We start from the raw sequence: 16,055 nt of genomic DNA, 5'->3' as shown, positions 1-16,055 counted from the left end.
TGGAGGTAATACATGTCAGAATTCATTAGGCCTCAGGTTCAGGTCGAAGAGATCAACGAGACGTCTGCTCGTGTCTCCGTCGAGCCGCTCGAGCGTGGCTACGGCGATACGCTGGGTAACTCCCTTCGTCGCGTTCTTCTGTCCTCGCTCGAGGGTGCCGCCGTCGAGGCTATTCAGATCGATGGTGCGCAGCACGAGTTCATGACCATCCCTAACATGGTCGAGGATGTCACCGACATCGTCCTGAATGTCAAGGGTCTTGTCTTCAGGGCTCTCGGCACGACCGACGAGGCGACCGCCACCATCTCGGTTGACGGCCCCTGCGAGGTCACCGGTGCGGACTTCTTTATTCCGTCCGAGTTTGAGCTGGTCAACCCCGAGCAGCACATTGCTACGCTCACCGAGGGTGGCCATCTCACCATGAGCATGCGCATCGGCTATGGCCGCGGCTATGTCTCTGGCGAGGCTAACCAGCGCGACAACGATCCCATCGGTGTGATCCACGTCGACTCGCTGTACTCGCCGGTTTCCCGTTGCGCCAAGCTCGTTGAGGCTTGCCGTGTCGGTCAGCACACCGACTACGACCGCCTTGTCCTCGAGATCGAGACCAACGGTTCCATCGCCCCGCGCGACGCCGTGGTCCAGGCTGCCAATATCATCAACCAGCATATGGCCGCCTTTATGAACCTTGCCGAGACCCCCGAGGTCGAGGAGGAGGCTTCGATCTTCGCTCCCGAGGTCACCAACGACAACGCCGAGCTGGACAAGCAGATCGAGGATCTGGACCTTTCCGTCCGTTCCTACAACTGCCTTAAGCGCGCCAGCATTCACTCGGTCCGTCAGCTCGTTGAGTTCTCGGAGAACGATCTGCTCAACATCCGTAACTTCGGTGTTAAGTCGATCGAGGAAGTGAAGGACAAGCTTGAGTCCATGGGCCTGAGCCTGAAGGCTTAATGCTTCGCATATTTGAGGAGAAACTAGACCATGCGTCACAACGTTAAGAAGGGCCTGAAGCTCGGCACCGATGCGAGCCACACCAAGGCCATGAAGAAGAGCCTTGCTAAGGCCCTCTTCGAGAACGACCGCATCAAGACCACCGAGACCCGCGCTAAGGCGCTGCGTTCGGTCGTCGACCCGATCATCACTTGGGCCAAGAAGGGCGACTTGCACTCTCGTCGTCTGGCTATCGCCAAGCTCGGCGATAAGCAGCTCGTTGCCGAGATCTTCGACAAGGCTGCTCAGGGCATGTGGCAGGACCGCAACGGCGGTTACACCCGCATCATGAAGCTCGGTAACCGCAAGGGCGACAATGCTCCCATCGTTATCATGGAGCTCGTCACCGAGCCTTGCACGCCTAAGGCCAAGAAGGCTGCTCCGGCCCCCAAGAAGGCCGCTGCTCCCAAGAAGGTCGAGGCTGTCGAGGAGACCGCTGCCGAGGAGGCTCCTGCTGAGGAGACCGCTGAGTAGACATTCCGTCTGCATAGGCTATATTCGAGGGGTACGTTCGCGTACCCCTCTTTTTTTGTCGCGATACCGTTGCTTGTTTGTTGGGAGCGCCCATGACTGCGCCGTCTGATTTCAATTCGATTCTCGAGCTTGACGCCACCCTTGTATTCCGCGTCGCCTATGACGGCTCGTCGTATAGCGGGTTTGCCGAGCAGCCGGGACAGACGACGGTTGCGGGTGAGCTGCGTCGAGCCATCGAGACGCTGCTTCGCCGCCCGATCGATCTGACATGCGCGGGGCGTACCGATGCCGGCGTGCATGCCGTGGCTCAGTACATCAGCGTGCCCGTAACGGACGCTGAGCTCGCGTGTACGCGCCGTAGGTGGCTGCGGGCTATGGATGCCCTGCTGCCCAAAGATATCGCCATAAACGAGGTCTACAAGGCCCGTAAAGGCTTTTCTGCACGTTTTGACGCGCGTTCCCGTACGTATACGTACCGTATTGCCGATCGAGATGCGCGCCCCGTGCTGTCCCGCGGTGCCGTGTGGTGGCATCGCTATCCCTTGGATGTTGAGGCTATGTCTGCTGCCTGCCCCGCGCTGCTGGGCGAGCAGGACTTTAAAAGCTTTTGCAAGGTTGCCTCGGCCGTTGGCAAGCCCACGCATCGCTGCGTGATGCGTGCCGAGTTTGGCCATGAGGTTGCGTTTGGCGAGGACATCCTGACGTTCACCATCGAGGGAAATGCGTTTCTGCATTCGATGGTTCGTACGATCGTGGGCACGCTTCTCGAGATTGGCATGCATCGCCATGAACCTGGGTGGATGCGTGAGGTCATCGATGCTTGCGATCGTACCGCTGCGGGCCCCACGGCTCCTGCCTGCGGCCTTACGTTTATGGGCGTGGATTACGATCCCGCCGAGCTTGTCGTGCTCGACTAGGGGAGGGCTCGACGCGTCGTGCGTCGACACCTGTCATCTGTGGGCTGCGCGTGTGCAACATCTGTTCTTGGCGTGCAATACAACCGGTGTCTCATTGCTTTTATTGCCGGGGTGTACCATGAACGACAGTTTGGTTCACTGCTGTCGAGAGGACGGATAACTTGGTTCGACGTGGCTCGCATCCGCGACTTTCGGTGATCCTTGTGGTAGAAGGTTCGCCCAGCTATGCGATGCGTGCGCTCGAGAGTATCCAGAACCAAGACCTCTATGATTTGCAGATTGTCGTTGTCTGCCGCGATGCTGCGCCCGGTGTACGCCATTCGCTTCAAGTTGCTGCCGACAGGGACATCCATATTGATTTGATTGACGTCGAGGACGCTAAGCGCGGCGCTTGTCTTCGTGCCGGTTTTGATGCCTCGCGCGGCTCTCAAATCATCGCCATGAACGCCGATGAGTGGTTTGCTCCGAACGCCCTTTCCAAGATGGTCGATATCGCGTGCGATACTGCGGCAGACATAGTCTTCCCCACGGTGTCGCTCGACCGCTATGATGCACATCGAGAGCGCCATTCGCGCGTCTTGGATGCTACTCATATTTCCATTGATAGCGAATCTTCGATGGTCGCCGGGCTGCCTCAGTTGATTTTAGGCGGCCTGGTTGCTCAAGTCTCTGGCGTGATGTACACCCGTCCGCTGTTTGAGGCATGCCTTTTGTGCGATAAGACGTTTCGCACTGTTGGGTTTATGGCGTGTGCGCTCTCGCAGGCACAGCACGTCTCCGGATGCGGCGACGCTTGTTTCCACGCGGCGGCGCCTAAGCTTACAGATGCCTTTGATCCCACCATGTATGCCAAGGTATCCGATGACACCCGAGCGCTCGATGAGCTTGCGGACTCACTCTCGGAAGCAGATAGCGGTGGTTGGCTCATGCTGGCAAGCCAGAAGTTCTACTTTGCCGGACTGGTCGCCTGCATCGAGAATTTGTGTCTGAGCCCGCATGGGGTGTCATCAATTGAGCGCTCCGCCCGTATGCGTGATATGCTTGACGCACCCCGAACTCGTCAGATGGTTGCGGCGCTTAAGGATGACCACCGCGGACTCGGTTTGTTGTTTGGGCCAATTGCAAGCGCGAATCCTACGCGTTGCGTGATGTATACGCATTTGGCTGCTTTTCTTAACCGAACTGGTGCCAAAACTGCCTAGGGGCGATCATTTCGAAACAAACTTACATGGAATTGTTTCGAAATGCGTTCTTATACACAAAAGCTTTCAAATAGCGTTAAACTATTCAATCATTGATTGATTGTCTCCGCCATCTTTTGGAGTGAGGGTTTGTATGGCTAAAAAACGCAATGGGCGCCAGGATGCCATTAGAGATATTGTGCGCAATAAGGACGTCCGCACGCAGCGCGTGCTGGTCGATGAGCTCCGCGCTATGGGCTTTGATTGCACGCAGGCGACTGTCTCTCGCGATATTGCCGATATGGGGCTGCGTAAGCTCCCTGAGGGTATCTATGTTCTGGCAGAGGACCTGCACCTGCAGCGTATGGTTTCCGAGCTCGTAACGGGCGTTCTGCGCACCGATAATCTGGTTATGATCAAGGCTCAGCCTGGCACGGCTTCCGGCATCGCCGCCGCCGTTGATGCGGCAGAGTTGCCCGATGTGCTTGGCTCGCTTGCCGGCAACGATACGATTTTGGTTATTGCCCAGACGGCCGAGGACGGCGAGCGTCTCGAGGCGCTGATCAATAAGCTGAGCAATTCTCGCAAGTAGGCGTGCGGGTCGTGCGCTTGGCCCTGCGTGCGCTGACATAGTGGCTTGTAAGGGGTATCGACGTTGGTCGGTACCCCCCTTTTTTTATTTGCAGGCATAAAGACCGCCCACCAGGTCGCTTTAAACTAAAAGGCCCCCGAGCAGTTTAATAAGCTGCTCGGGGGCCTTGTTGCTTATGGCCGGATGATTTCTAGCCGACCGTATCGTCAGGCGTGGGCGAGGGGTCGGGAGTGGGCGTAGGCGAGGGGTCGGGAGTGGGCGTAGACGTGCCGCCATCACCGCCGGTCGAACCACCAGTGGAGCCGCCCGTCGAGCCACCGGTCGTACCGGTGCCGCCGGTGGTGTCGCCGCCTGTGGTCTCGGTGGTCGTGGTCGTTGTGGTCGTCGTGGTGGTGGTTTCCTCTTCGTCCTTGTCTTCGTCCTCGTCGCTTTCCGTCTTCTTGGTGTTGTTGTTGGTGCCGTAGAACTTCCAGACGTTATTGTTCTTGTACGTGGGGGCCGTTCCGGTCGGGAACTCCTCGCGCTCGGTTCCGGCCAAAACAGTGTTCATGAACTTCTTAAAGACGGGCAGGTTGGTGCTGTCGCCCAGCAGGTCCGTACCGTACTTTTGGATGGGAATCTCGCCTGCGGAATAACCGGTCCACAGGGCGCACGCCAGTTGCGGCGTGTAGCCGCAGAACCACAGGTTGGTGGTGTTGTCAGTGGTACCCGTCTTGCCGGCATAGGGCTGGTTGACGCTCAGCGCGCCGGCGGCACCCGTGCCACTGCCCTGCATGACGCCGGATAGAACGTCGGTAACCGCGGCAGCCTCGCCTTCGGTGAGCACCTGCGTGGGATTGTCGGTGTGCTGGTACAGCACCGAGCCGGTACGCGAGTCGATCTCGGTGATGGCGATCGGCTGGCGATAATGGCCGCCGTTGGCAAAAGTGGCGTAGGCCGATGCCATCTCGAGCGGCGAGATGGACCCGGTGCCGAGCGTCATGACGGGAACGTCCTCGATATTGTCCTTGGCGGGATCGATGCCGAGCTTTTTGACGAGCGACATGATCTTGTTGTTGCCGATGGCTTCTGCCACCTGAATGTAGCCGGTGTTGGATGAGTATGCCGTTGCCTGCTTAAGCGTGATGTTGCCATAGCTCTGGTTGGCATAGTTTTGCACCTTGGTCGTAGTGCCCTTGGCTGTAAGAGGCGAGTTGCAGTTGAGGGTGACGTTGGGGTTCATACCGTTTTGGATGGCAGTTGCCAGCGTAAAGGCCTTAAACGTGGAGCCTACGGGGCGCTTTGCCGTAGCGTGGTTCACGTGATTCTCGTCGGCGTTGTAGTCGTAGCCGCCCACCATGCACTTGATGTAGCCGGTCTTGGGGTCTACGACGACCATGCCCATGTCCAGGCCGTCGAGCGAAAGCGTGTCGAGCTGCGAGCGCACAGCCTCCTCGGCCACCTGTTGCATGGTGGGGTCGATGGTGGTCTTGACGGTCAGGCCGCCCTTAAAGAGCACGTCGGTCGAGAACTCCTGCTCCAGCAGCTGCTTAACATAGGCGACAAAGTAGGGCTGCGAGTATATGTCGACGCCGCTGCCCGAAATCTCGGTCACGTTGAGGGTGATGGGCTCGGCCTGTGCGGCATCGTGCTCCTCCTGCGTGATGTGGCCCAGGCGCAACATGTTGTCAAGGACCTTGTTGCGACGGGACAGCGCCAGGTCGGGGTTGACCGTGGGGTCGTACTGCGAGGGCGAGTTGGGAAGGCCGATGAGCAGCGCGGCCTCGCTGAGGGTGAGGTCGGCGGCGCTCTTGGACAGATAGGTCTCGGCTGCGGCCTCGATGCCGTAGGCGCCGTGGCCGTAATAGATGGTGTTGAGGTACATCATGAGGATCTCGTCTTTGGAGTACATGTCCTCCATCTTGACGGCGATGTAGGCCTCGCGCACCTTACGCTCGATGGTCGAGTCGAACTGCTCCTCCTGCAGGATGGTGTTGCGCACCAGCTGCTGGGTGATAGTCGAGGCGCCTTCGTGCCCGCCGCCGAGGGTTGCCACCGCAGCACGCGCGATACCCCACAGGTCGATACCGCCGTGCTCGTAGAAGCGCTCGTCCTCGACGTCAACGGTGCCCTGCAGCACGTAGGGGGAGACCTCGTCCTTGGTGATGGACTTGCGGTTTTGCGTGTAGAAGCTCGCGATCTTGTTGCCGTTGCAGTCGACGATCTCGGTGGGCTCGCTCACCAGATACGCGTTGGCGTCGGTGTAGTCGGGCAGATCGGACAGCCAGCGGTTGACGTTGCCGACCATGCCGATGCCAAATGCCACGCCCGCGATAAGCAGAAAGCCCAAAAACGAGAGCAGGATTATGGGCAGGGCATGCGTCTTTGAACGGCTGCGTCCCTGTCGTTGGCGAGGACCCATATATTGACCTCCAGGTATGTCGTGCCGGACGGTGGATGTGCCGTCGGGGCAGGATGGACATAAGTTATTACACGATAAACCAAACGGGGCGCGCGAGGCCTCGTGTATGCTGGAAGACGGCATTTTTCAGAGTGAATGCATACCTTGGTAAGGAGTTTGCCGATGGCGATTCGGACGATGGGGCCGAGCGGACAATACGAGACTGGATTGGATGCTGCCGGTGCGGCGCTGCCCGAGCTGCTGGCGCCGGCGGGCGGACTCGACCAGATGCTTGCGGCCATCGCCGCGGGCGCCGATGCCATCTATGCGGGGTTGGGCGACTTTAACGCCCGTGTGAGCGCCCATGGCTTTACGGATGACGAGTTTGCGCGCGGTTGTGCCGTGGCGCATGCCCATGGCGTGCGTGTGTACGTGACGCTCAACGTGTTCGTGTTTGACGATGAGTTGTCCGACGCGGTGGCGCTGGGAGCTCATGCACTGGAGCTGGGCGCCGATGCCCTGATTGTTGCCGATGCCGGATTGGCGTGCGCGCTGCGTGCGGCGATTCCCGGCGTCGAGATTCACCTGTCCACGCAGGCGGGCGTTCATAGCGAAGGCGCCGTGCGGCTTGCCGCCGATGAGCTGGGGGTCGAGCGCGTGACGACGGCACGCGAGCTGACGGTCGACGAGATTGCCTCCTTGTGCGGTACGGGCGTGCCTATCGAGGTGTTCTGCCACGGGGCCATCTGCATTGGCTACTCGGGTGCTTGTGAGTTCTCAGCCCTGAGACGCGGGCGCTCGGCGATGCGCGGGGACTGCGCACAGCCGTGCCGCCTGGCGTATGACCTAGTGGACGAGGCGGGGGAGAGCGTCGTCGCCGTTGAGGGGGACCGTCTGCTGTGCCCGCGTGATTACCTGGGCATTGAGCACCTGCCCGAGCTTGTTGCCGCCGGCGTGGCGTCGCTCAAGATCGAGGGTCGCATGAAGAATCCCGACTATGTCTTTAACGTGGTGAGGGCGTGGCGTCACGCGCTCGATATGCTGCGCGACGGCACGTGGGATGCCAATGCGGTGCCGGCGCTTGAACGCGAGCTGGGAAGGTCGTTTAACCGTGGGTTTACCGATGCGTACCTGCGAGGGCGTTCGGGCGCCGAGCTTATGAGCTTTGAGCGTGCAATCAACCAGGGCGTGCGCGTGGGGCGCTTGGTCGCTGTGGGCCACGAAGAGGTGGCCGTTGAGCTCGACGTCGCCGTGGCGGCGGGTGACACGCTCGAGATTCGGTTCTATCCGGGTGTCGACGCGCGTCCCGATGTGCCCAAGCGCTGGCCGCAGGTGCCCTGCCCGGTGAGTGCCGCGGCGGGGGAACGCGTTGTCGTGCATTGCAAGCGTAAGGTGGACACGGGCTGCGAGGTGTACCTGATTCGCAGCGCCGGCGTGTTGGATCAGACGGCGGCGGCGTTGGAGCGCATGCGGGCCGAGGCAGATGCGATTGCGCCCGTTGCGCGTGCCGTTGAGGTACTGCCCTTTGAGGACGTTGCGGTGGACGGCGGTGCGTCGACGGAGTTGGTGGAGTGCGCGGTTCCCGCTCGCATGGTTTTTGCTTGGCAGCTGATGGATGCCGACCCGCGCGGAGAACTCGATTTGTCCGACGCCGTTGTGGTGCTCGACGAAGTGTGCCGCACGGGTGACGCTGACCGGACCCGCTCGCTGATGCAGCGTGCCGGGCGCGTCGTCTGCCGCAACCTGGGACAGGTGGTGATCGCTCGCGAGCTGGGCGTGACGTTTGACGTGGCGGCGCCGGTGTTCTGTGCGAACCGGACTACGCTTGCCTGGCTACGTGGGCTCGGCGCGGGTCGGGTGTACTTGCCGGCCGAGTTGCTCGGCAATGATGCGGAGCGTATTGCCGAACTGACGGCCGAACCTGGTGTTCTGGGTCCCGTCGATGCCGACCACACCGAGCTCATGGTGTGCGAGCACTGCCTGCTGACCGCCGAGGGGGCTTGCGCCACCGATGCGGCGCAAGCCGGGGCATGTTGTCACGATTGCATGCGTCGTCGGCAGGCGCGCTATCTGGTTGAGCGGGATGGCACGCGTTTGCCAGTTACCATCGATGCACGCGGCAGGACGAGGATTTTCCTGTCATAGGTGCCGCGTCGCGCCGTTTTGGTTATCATAAGTGAGTTTATGAACTTCCAGCACCGCCGTATCCGGTGAGGGTGCTATAGCAAAAGGAGGATACCCAATGCTGTCTGTTGACGAGCAAATGCGTATCATCACCTCGGGCGCTGCGAAGATCGTCCCCGAGGCCGACCTTCGCAAGAAGCTTGAGAAGGGCGAGCCCCTCAACATCAAGCTCGGCGTCGACCCCACCAGCCCCGATCTGCACCTGGGCCATGCCGTGCCGCTGCGCAAGATGCGCCAGTTCCAGGACCTGGGCCACAACGTCACCCTTATCATCGGCAACGGCACCGCGCTGATCGGCGACCCCTCGGGCAAGAACTCCACGCGTCCGCAGCTTTCGCAGGAGCAGATCGAGGCCAACGCCGAGACCTATGTGAGCCAGGCCATGAAGATCCTGGACCCCGAGAAGACCACCATCGTGCACAACGGCGATTGGATCCTTTCGATGGATCTGGCCGGCCTGCTGCAGGTGTGCTCCAAGTTTACCGTCGCCCGCATCCTTGAACGCGACGACTTTACCAAGCGCTACCAGTCCCAGACGCCGATCGCCCTGCACGAATTCCTGTACCCCGTGATGCAGGCCTTCGACTCCGTTCAGATTAAGGCCGACGTGGAGATGGGCGGCACCGACCAGCTCTTTAACCTGCTCGCCGGCCGCGAGCTTATGGAGAAGATGGGCATGGAGCCGCAGATCGCGCTTACCATGCCGCTGCTCGAGGGCACCGACGGCGTGCGTAAGATGTCCAAGTCCTATGGCAACTACATCGGCCTGACCGACGCTCCCAAGGATATGTTCGGCAAGACCATGTCCATCCCCGACGAGATGATTGGCAAGTACTATCGTCTGGCCAGCTCGCTCACCCCGGCCGAGGTCGACAAGATCGACGCCGCCCTGGCCGATGGCTCTGCCGACCCCTACGAGCTCAAGCGCGCTCTGGGCCGCGACCTGTGCGACACCTACCACGGCGCCGGTGCCGGCGACGAGGCTCAGGCCGAGTTCGACCGCGTGTTCAAGGAGGGGCAGCTTGCCGACTTCCCCGAGAAGCACGTTGAGCTGATCGTCAACGACGAGGGCCAGATCTACCTCGCTGGCCTGCTCAAGGACCTGGGCCTTTCGGCCAGCGCCGGTCAGGCCCGCCGCGACATCGACGGCGGCGGTGTCAAGATTAACGGCAAGGCCGTGGCTCCCAAGAGCTACAACATCGACCCCAGCGCGCTCAAGCTGGGCGACACCCTCTCCGTAGGCAAGCGCAAAGGATTTAAGTTGGTCTAACGAGTAAGTTAACCTCACAGAATGAGAGTGGATAATCTTCCGTTTTTGGCCTGTTTGTGGGCTCAAAGTGGGAGATTATCCACTCTCGTCATTTGCAGGGGGTGTATTGCTGTCCCATCGTTTGGGCATACAATGGCTATTGGTTTGCTGCGGTGAAGGTCTGTCCGCCCTGCAGCTTTTTTCTACGGTTAAAGGAGTATGTATGTCCGTTGAGGTCATGAGGTCTGTGATCGACGCTGCCGAGGGTCGCGTGCCCGTCGACACGCTGTTTACCAATGCGCAGATTGTCGACGTATATGGCCAGCGCGTGGCACCCGGTAGCGTTGCCGTCAAGGATGGCGTAATCGTCGGCGTGCTCTACGACGGTCGCGACGATGCCGCCGGCACCTACGAGGCGACCGAGGTTATCGACTGCCAGGGCCGCTATCTTGCTCCCGGCTTTATTGACGGGCACCTGCATATCGAGTCTTCGAACATCCGTCCCGCCGAGTATGCTCGCATGGCCGCGACGCGCGGTACTACCACCGCCATTGCCGACAGCCACGAGATTGCCAATGTTGCCGGTCTCGACGGCTTGCGCTTTATGATCGAGGATGGTCGCCGCGCACCCATCTCCATCAAGTACATGATGCCTTCGTGCGTGCCCGCGCTGCCCGATGAGCAGGCCGGTGCCGTTATTTCGGCCGCCGATATGCAGGCGTTTTTTGCCGAGCATCCGGGTGATGTCTTTGGCCTGGGCGAGATGATGAACCTGCCGGGCGTCTTTATGGCCGATCCCGAGACCTGTGCTCGTATCGACGCTGCCAACCAGACGCCGTCCAAGCAGGTCGACGGTCACGCCCCGCTCGTTGCCGGCAAGGATCTCAACGCTTATGCCGCGGCAGGCATCATTGCCGACCACGAGTCGACGATTCCCGAGGAGGCGCTCGACAAGCTGTCCCGCGGCATGTATGTGATGCTGCGTGAGGGCACGTGCAGCCACGACCTGGCTAATTTGTCCCCGATGCTGCTGGAGAACCCTGCCCGCGCCCGCCGCTGCTGCTTTGCGACCGACGACCGCGCTCCCTCTGATGCTCTTTCGACCGGCATGATCGACAATGCCTGCCGCGTGGCCATCGAGGCCGGCATCGACCCGGTGGTCGCTATCTCCATGGCGTCCCTTTCTACGGCTGAGGCATTTGGCCTGGACCACGGCTGTCGTGACCCGCATGAGCTCCGCGGCGCGATCGCCCCGGGCAAGCGCGCCGACCTGCTGGTGCTCAACGACCTGACGTTTGTCGCGGCTCCGCATCTCGTGTATGCCGCCGGTGCGCTCGTGGCACAGGACGGCGCCTTTGTGGGCGAGATTGCACCCGAGATGGCCGAGGTTGCGGCCCTTGCCGATGAGCTGCGCGCTTCCGTTAAGCTGCCGAAGCTTTCGCTTGACGTGTTCGATTATGCCTTTAAGCCGGGCGAGGCGGTTATTGATGTGATCCCGGGCATGGCTATCACGGGCATGGTTCGTCCCGAGACTGATGAGGGCCTGCGCCGCATTATGCTGATCGAACGTCACGGCCGCGGCGTGTCGCTGCAAGCCGAGGGCGCCGACGGTGATGGTCCTGCGGGCCTGGGTCTTGTTGGCAAGCACATCGGTCGCGGCTGGGTGCGCGGCTTTACCATCACGGGCGGCGCTATCGCCTCGACGATCGGCCACGACTCGCACAACGTGTGCGTGGTGGGCGACAATGCGGCGGATATGATGGCTGCCGTTGAGGCCGTGGGCCAGGGCGGCCACGTGCTGGTGCGCAACGGCGAGGTCGTGGCGCGCATTCCGCTGGCGCTCGGCGGCCTGATGAGCGAGGGTACGGCCGAGGACGTTGCCGCGCAGCACGACGACTTTATGGTCAAGGCGCGCGCCATGGGTATTGAGCCGCCGCTCGACCCCATCATGGGCATCATCTTCCTGCCCCTGCCGGTTATCCCGACGCTCCGCATCCGCCCCGAGGGCATGTTCGACGTTACAACCTTCACCTACGCCGACTAGTCATCGGGGACGTTCTTAAACGACTAGTCATCGGGGACACTCTTTGGCGGGCTGCCTGACGCCGCGACCGTAGGACCTCTGGCATGTGTGAGCTATTTGCCAGGTCCTTGTAACGTTTACGCCCGCGAGTCTTATTTGAGCTCCCTTTGGGTACGTTGGAATCGGATACGCGTTCGATTCCAACAAGCCCGAAGGGAGCTTTTCTATGTTTAAACTGATTGCATCCGATATGGACGGCACACTGCTTGACGAAAACGGCCAGGTGCCTCCCGAGACCTACGAACTGATTCTGGCGCTACGCGAGCATGGCGTGCATTTCGCCGCATCGTCAGGTCGTCGCTACGATCGCCTGTGCGAGTTCTTTGCGCCCGTTCGCGACAAGATGGACTTTGTCGCCGCTAACGGCGCCCAGGTCTACGCCGACGGTAAGATGGTAGACCGTGAGGTGTATTCCCACCTGGCGATTCGAAGGCTCGCCCAAGCCGTCAGGACGTTTCCCAATCTGCATCTTGCGCTCTTTGACCGAACCAAGTCCTTCCTGCTCGATGACGAGTGCAAGTTCGTGCGCGAGGTCGATAAGGACCTTCCCAATGCCGAGCGCATTTGGGAGCTGCCCGATCCCAGCGTAAATATCATCAAAGCGAGTATCTTTTGCGACGACAGTGCGGTTATGGACAGTGCGTACGTGCTACAGCGCGAACTTGGTCAGCTCTTTACTTTTGCGCCTTCGGGCAACGCGTGGATCGATGCCATGCAGCCTGGTGTGTCGAAGGCTTCGGGTATTGCGCAGCTCGCGGAGCATTATGACATTGGGCGCGATGAGGTTATGGCGTTTGGCGACTCGATGAACGACTACGAGATTATTCGCTTTGTCGGCACGGGTTGCGCGATGGAAAACGCGCGCCCCGCGCTCAAAGCGGTTGCCGATCGCGTCGTAGGCTGCAACCGTGACCACGCCGTTCAGCGTGAGCTCCGTCGCGTGCTGGAGAGTCTCTGCTAGACCGGTAGTTGGGGACATTCCTTATGCGCCGGCAGTTGGGGACAGACTTAAGTGAGTGAAACCACTCATTGGGGACAGACTTAAATGAGTGCCGCCAGCGACTAGCCATTTAAGAACGTCCCCAATGACTGCCGGGTTGCTGCTGCTAGGCGAGGGCGGCCATGATGGTGCGGGCGACGCCGTCGTGGTCGTTGTCGTATTCGGTGATGGCGTCGGCGGCCTCGCGGTCTTCGGGTTCGCCGTTGATCATGGCCATGCCGTGGCCCGCTGCCTGCAGCATGGGGATGTCGTTGATGTTGTCGCCGAACGCCCAGGCGTCGGCGAGACGCTCGCCCAGGTGCTCGCATAGCCACGTGAGGGCTGTTCCCTTGGTGGCGCCCTCGCCCATGACCTCGATATTCATGGCGTACGAACGCGTGACCTCAATGCCTCCGAGCGTGTCGAGCTCAGCCGAGATGGCGTCGCGATCGGCCGGGTCGTGCCAGTACATGGCGATGCGCTCGAGCACCTCGACTTCGTCGATTTTGCTGTCGATATCCATGTCGATCGGCGTTCGCGTGCGCTTGAGCGAAGCCGCGATGTGAGGATCGCCGCCACAGAATTCGTCCAGGCGCGTGTAGAGCGGGCGGGGGAGGAAGCACTGCCCGTCCGCGAAGATATCGAAGGTCACATCGTGGCCGGCGGCAATGCTATGGACGCGGTGGGCGATGGCGCGGTCGAGCGGTCGGCTCAAAATGCGCGTAGCACGTGAGACATCGGTAGGCGTACCGTCGTCGAGCTGCCAGACGCTGGCACCGTTGGCGCAGACCGCGTAGTGCACGGCAGGATGGGCGAGGATGGGCTCAAAGACGCCCGACAGCGGGCGCCCCGTGCAGGGCACAAACTCAATACCGCGGCGTGCGAGCTCGTCGAGCATCGCCCAGGTGGCGTCGCTCATCTGCTTATCGCTCGTCAGCAGCGTTCCATCCATGTCGGAAAACACAATCATTCGATGCAGCCCTTTCTACTGGCATAAAAAGCGTGGCCGAGGGCGGTGATGCCCTGGCCACGCTCGGGTTCTATAACGGTCCGCGTCCTAGCGGTCGGCGAGCGGCTTGTACTTCAGCGGCTCGATCACCGGACGGTATGCCGGGCGGATGATGCGATGCGCGCAGAAGAGCTCTTCCATGCGGTGCGCCGACCAGCCGGCCATGCGGGCGACGGCGAATAGCGGCGTAAAGAGCGTCTCGGGCACGCCGAGCATCTTGTAGATAAAGCCCGTGTACAGGTCGATGTTGGCGCAGATGGGCTTGGTCATACCGTGGTCGCGCATGACCTGGGGTGCCAGGCGCTCGATGCGCTCGATGAGTGCGAACTCTTCGCCCAAGTCCTTCTTGGCGGCAAGTGCGCGCGCGTAACGGCGGCATACCTCGGCGCGCGGGTCGCTGAGCGTATAGACGGCGTGGCCCATGCCGTAGACGAGGCCCGTGCCGTCGAAGGCCTGCTTGTCGAGGATCTTGCCCAGGTAGGCCGCGACCTCGTCCTCGTCCTCCCAGTTGGAGACATGCGCGCGGATGTCCTCGTGCATAGACACGACCTTGGCATTGGCACCGCCGTGGCGCGGGCCCTTGAGCGAGCCGATAGCCGCGGCGTAGGCGGAATACGGGTCAGTGGCCGAAGACGACAGCACGCGGCAGGCGAAGGTGGAGTTGTTGCCGCCGCCGTGCTCGGCATGCAGCATGAGCATAACGTCGAGCAGCATCGCCTCATCGCGGGTGAACGCCATGCCGCCGCGCAGGACCTGCAGGATGGTCTCGGCGGTGGAAAGGCCGGGCGTGGGGTGTGGCACGTGAACCTCGGAGCCGCGAAGCTTGGCGACCGAGGCCATGTGTGCGAAGGCGGCGATGCGCGGGAGACGTGCAAGCATGGAAATGGCGACGTCGATTTCGTGCTCGGGCGTGATCACGTCTGGTTCGGCATCGAAGGCGTAGAGCAACAGTACGGCGCGCTGGAGCACGTTCATGATGCTCGAAGACACCGTGGTCATAGGGAACTCTTTAACGTACTCGTCACTCAGATGTCTAAAGGCGCCCAGGCGCTCGCAAAAGCCGTCGAGCTCTTCCTTGTTGGGCAGCGAACCCGTGATAAGCAGATAGGCGACTTCCTCGTAGCCGTAGCGATTCTCGGCCTGGGCATTGTTGACCAGATCCTCGATGCTGTAGCCGCGAAGCGTGAGCTTGCCCTGATCGGGCACGACCTTTCCGTCGACCTTGTTGTAGCCGTGCACATCCGAGATACGAGTGAGGCCCGCGACCACGCCCGAGCCGTCGGCATTGCGCAGGCCGCGCTTGACATTGTGCTCGACAAACAGGCCCTCGTCATAAGGGTCGGTCGGCAGGCCGTGGTAGAGGTTTTCGCTCTCAGACGAAATCTGGCGGCTTGCTTCGTAATCCAGAACCAGGCGGCTCAGGTGGTCATCGAAGCGGTAATAGATTTTCTTGGCGTCGTAGGCCATGCGCGCTCCTCTCCGGTCCGCTTTGGGGCCGCGCGCTTGGACGATATGACGTCAAGCTGCCCCGAGCGGCTTGTTCGCTACAGGCGGTACATAAAGTTAAAGACGTCCTCGCGCTGGATGGACACGTTGACGCCCGAAAGTTCGCCGGCCTCGGCCAGGGCCTTCTGCAGCTCGGCGAAGTCGAGCTTGGACTCGGCGGTGTCGGCCAGCATGGTCATGGTGAAGATGTCCTCGATAATGGACTGCGTAATGTCGCGGATGTCGACGTTGGCCTCGCCCAGAACGCGGGTGACGCCGGCGACGATGCCGGGGCGGTTCTTGCCAAGGACGGTGATGACGATACGGGAGGACGAGATCTCGGCCATGGGAAACCCTTTCGCGTGGTTGCGGCGCGCGCGGGGCGCTCCGCTACGGTACAGTGTTCATCATTGTACCTGTCTGGCGCCAAAAGGGGTGCGCTTACAGCGGCGTTACACGTCTGCAACATGAGCGTGAGGGGGCAGGCCGCATGGGGAAGAGCCGTCTGGCGCGCGTCCAGCTCGTGTTG

The 16,055-nt window shown here is 61.1% G+C and carries 13 protein-coding genes; 9 read left to right on the top strand and 4 right to left on the bottom strand.

Annotation, left to right across the window (positions count from 1 at the left end):
- Positions 1–12: 12 nt before the first annotated feature.
- The 5 genes from DXD49_RS02890 to DXD49_RS02870 all read left to right on the top strand — a co-directional run bounded on the left by DXD49_RS02890 (position 13) and on the right by DXD49_RS02870 (position 4,157).
- Positions 13–954, top strand: coding sequence for a DNA-directed RNA polymerase subunit alpha (locus DXD49_RS02890; protein ID WP_117734359.1), 942 nt, complete (start codon positions 13–15; stop codon positions 952–954).
- 30 nt (positions 955–984) lie between these two features.
- Positions 985–1,467 carry a 50S ribosomal protein L17 gene (gene rplQ / locus DXD49_RS02885; protein ID WP_089573564.1) on the top strand — a complete coding sequence of 161 codons (483 nt, stop codon included), beginning with the start codon at positions 985–987 and terminating at the stop codon, positions 1,465–1,467.
- 92 nt (positions 1,468–1,559) lie between these two features.
- Positions 1,560–2,384: a tRNA pseudouridine(38-40) synthase TruA gene (gene truA, locus DXD49_RS02880; RefSeq protein ID WP_117794164.1), complete on the top strand. Its 825-nt coding sequence runs from the start codon at positions 1,560–1,562 to the stop codon at positions 2,382–2,384.
- Between the two features lie 203 nt (positions 2,385–2,587).
- Positions 2,588–3,586, top strand: a complete 999-nt coding sequence (locus tag DXD49_RS02875) for a glycosyltransferase (RefSeq protein ID WP_147347824.1) — start codon at positions 2,588–2,590, stop codon at positions 3,584–3,586.
- Positions 3,587–3,719: 133 nt separating this feature from the next.
- Positions 3,720–4,157, top strand: coding sequence for an arginine repressor (locus tag DXD49_RS02870; protein ID WP_006235280.1), 438 nt, complete (start codon positions 3,720–3,722; stop codon positions 4,155–4,157).
- Between the two features lie 190 nt (positions 4,158–4,347).
- On the opposite strand, the gene DXD49_RS02865 is transcribed toward DXD49_RS02870, so the two are convergent.
- Positions 4,348–6,558: a transglycosylase domain-containing protein gene (locus tag DXD49_RS02865; RefSeq protein ID WP_117794162.1), complete on the bottom strand. Its 2,211-nt coding sequence runs from the start codon at positions 6,556–6,558 to the stop codon at positions 4,348–4,350.
- A 162-nt stretch (positions 6,559–6,720) separates the two neighbouring features.
- On the opposite strand from DXD49_RS02865, the gene DXD49_RS02860 reads away from it, so the two are divergent.
- The 4 genes from DXD49_RS02860 (at position 6,721) to DXD49_RS02845 (ending at position 13,014) form a co-directional block, all read left to right on the top strand.
- Entirely contained in the window at positions 6,721–8,682 is a 1,962-nt protein-coding gene (locus tag DXD49_RS02860; protein ID WP_158564848.1) for a U32 family peptidase, read from the top strand.
- A gap of 97 nt (positions 8,683–8,779) precedes the next feature.
- The gene (gene tyrS / locus DXD49_RS02855) at positions 8,780–9,991 is read left to right on the top strand and encodes a tyrosine--tRNA ligase (RefSeq protein ID WP_199568941.1); all 1,212 of its coding nucleotides are present in this window, start codon (positions 8,780–8,782) and stop codon (positions 9,989–9,991) included.
- Positions 9,992–10,193: 202 nt separating this feature from the next.
- A complete protein-coding gene (locus DXD49_RS02850) occupies positions 10,194–12,014 on the top strand; it encodes an adenine deaminase (protein ID WP_117794160.1) in 1,821 nt (606 codons plus the stop codon).
- 205 nt (positions 12,015–12,219) lie between these two features.
- On the top strand, positions 12,220–13,014 hold the full coding sequence (locus DXD49_RS02845) for a Cof-type HAD-IIB family hydrolase (RefSeq protein ID WP_117794159.1): 795 nt from the start codon (positions 12,220–12,222) through the stop codon (positions 13,012–13,014).
- Positions 13,015–13,159: 145 nt separating this feature from the next.
- Here the strand turns inward: DXD49_RS02845 and DXD49_RS02840 are convergent, their stop codons facing one another.
- The 3 genes from DXD49_RS02840 to DXD49_RS02830 form a co-directional block, all read right to left on the bottom strand.
- Entirely contained in the window at positions 13,160–14,002 is an 843-nt protein-coding gene (locus tag DXD49_RS02840; RefSeq protein WP_117734368.1) for a Cof-type HAD-IIB family hydrolase, read from the bottom strand.
- Between the two features lie 87 nt (positions 14,003–14,089).
- The gene (locus DXD49_RS02835) at positions 14,090–15,508 is read right to left on the bottom strand and encodes a citrate synthase (protein WP_117794158.1); all 1,419 of its coding nucleotides are present in this window, start codon (positions 15,506–15,508) and stop codon (positions 14,090–14,092) included.
- A 77-nt stretch (positions 15,509–15,585) separates the two neighbouring features.
- A complete protein-coding gene (locus DXD49_RS02830; RefSeq protein ID WP_006235289.1) occupies positions 15,586–15,873 on the bottom strand; it encodes an ACT domain-containing protein in 288 nt (95 codons plus the stop codon).
- Positions 15,874–16,055: the final 182 nt, after the last annotated feature.

It is taken from the genome of Collinsella sp. TM05-38 (assembly GCF_003466445.1).
Classification (GTDB): domain Bacteria; phylum Actinomycetota; class Coriobacteriia; order Coriobacteriales; family Coriobacteriaceae; genus Collinsella.
The sequence above is the reverse complement of the archived record's forward strand: the minus strand, read 5'-3'. Positions and strand labels throughout refer to the sequence as shown.

What these genes read in the sequence shown, in the direction of transcription:
- DXD49_RS02890 (WP_117734359.1), top strand. Translation starts at nt 13, where the DNA reads ATGTCAGAATTCATTAGGCCTCAGGTTCAGGTCGAAGAGATCAACGAG.
- rplQ (WP_089573564.1), top strand. Translation starts at nt 985, where the DNA reads ATGCGTCACAACGTTAAGAAGGGCCTGAAGCTCGGCACCGATGCGAGC.
- truA (WP_117794164.1), top strand. Translation starts at nt 1,560, where the DNA reads ATGACTGCGCCGTCTGATTTCAATTCGATTCTCGAGCTTGACGCCACC.
- DXD49_RS02870 (WP_006235280.1), top strand. Translation starts at nt 3,720, where the DNA reads ATGGCTAAAAAACGCAATGGGCGCCAGGATGCCATTAGAGATATTGTG.
- DXD49_RS02865 (WP_117794162.1), bottom strand. Translation starts at nt 6,558, where the DNA reads ATGGGTCCTCGCCAACGACAGGGACGCAGCCGTTCAAAGACGCATGCC.
- DXD49_RS02860 (WP_158564848.1), top strand. Translation starts at nt 6,721, where the DNA reads ATGGCGATTCGGACGATGGGGCCGAGCGGACAATACGAGACTGGATTG.
- tyrS (WP_199568941.1), top strand. Translation starts at nt 8,780, where the DNA reads ATGCTGTCTGTTGACGAGCAAATGCGTATCATCACCTCGGGCGCTGCG.
- DXD49_RS02850 (WP_117794160.1), top strand. Translation starts at nt 10,194, where the DNA reads ATGTCCGTTGAGGTCATGAGGTCTGTGATCGACGCTGCCGAGGGTCGC.
- DXD49_RS02845 (WP_117794159.1), top strand. Translation starts at nt 12,220, where the DNA reads ATGTTTAAACTGATTGCATCCGATATGGACGGCACACTGCTTGACGAA.
- DXD49_RS02840 (WP_117734368.1), bottom strand. Translation starts at nt 14,002, where the DNA reads ATGATTGTGTTTTCCGACATGGATGGAACGCTGCTGACGAGCGATAAG.
- DXD49_RS02835 (WP_117794158.1), bottom strand. Translation starts at nt 15,508, where the DNA reads ATGGCCTACGACGCCAAGAAAATCTATTACCGCTTCGATGACCACCTG.
- DXD49_RS02830 (WP_006235289.1), bottom strand. Translation starts at nt 15,873, where the DNA reads ATGGCCGAGATCTCGTCCTCCCGTATCGTCATCACCGTCCTTGGCAAG.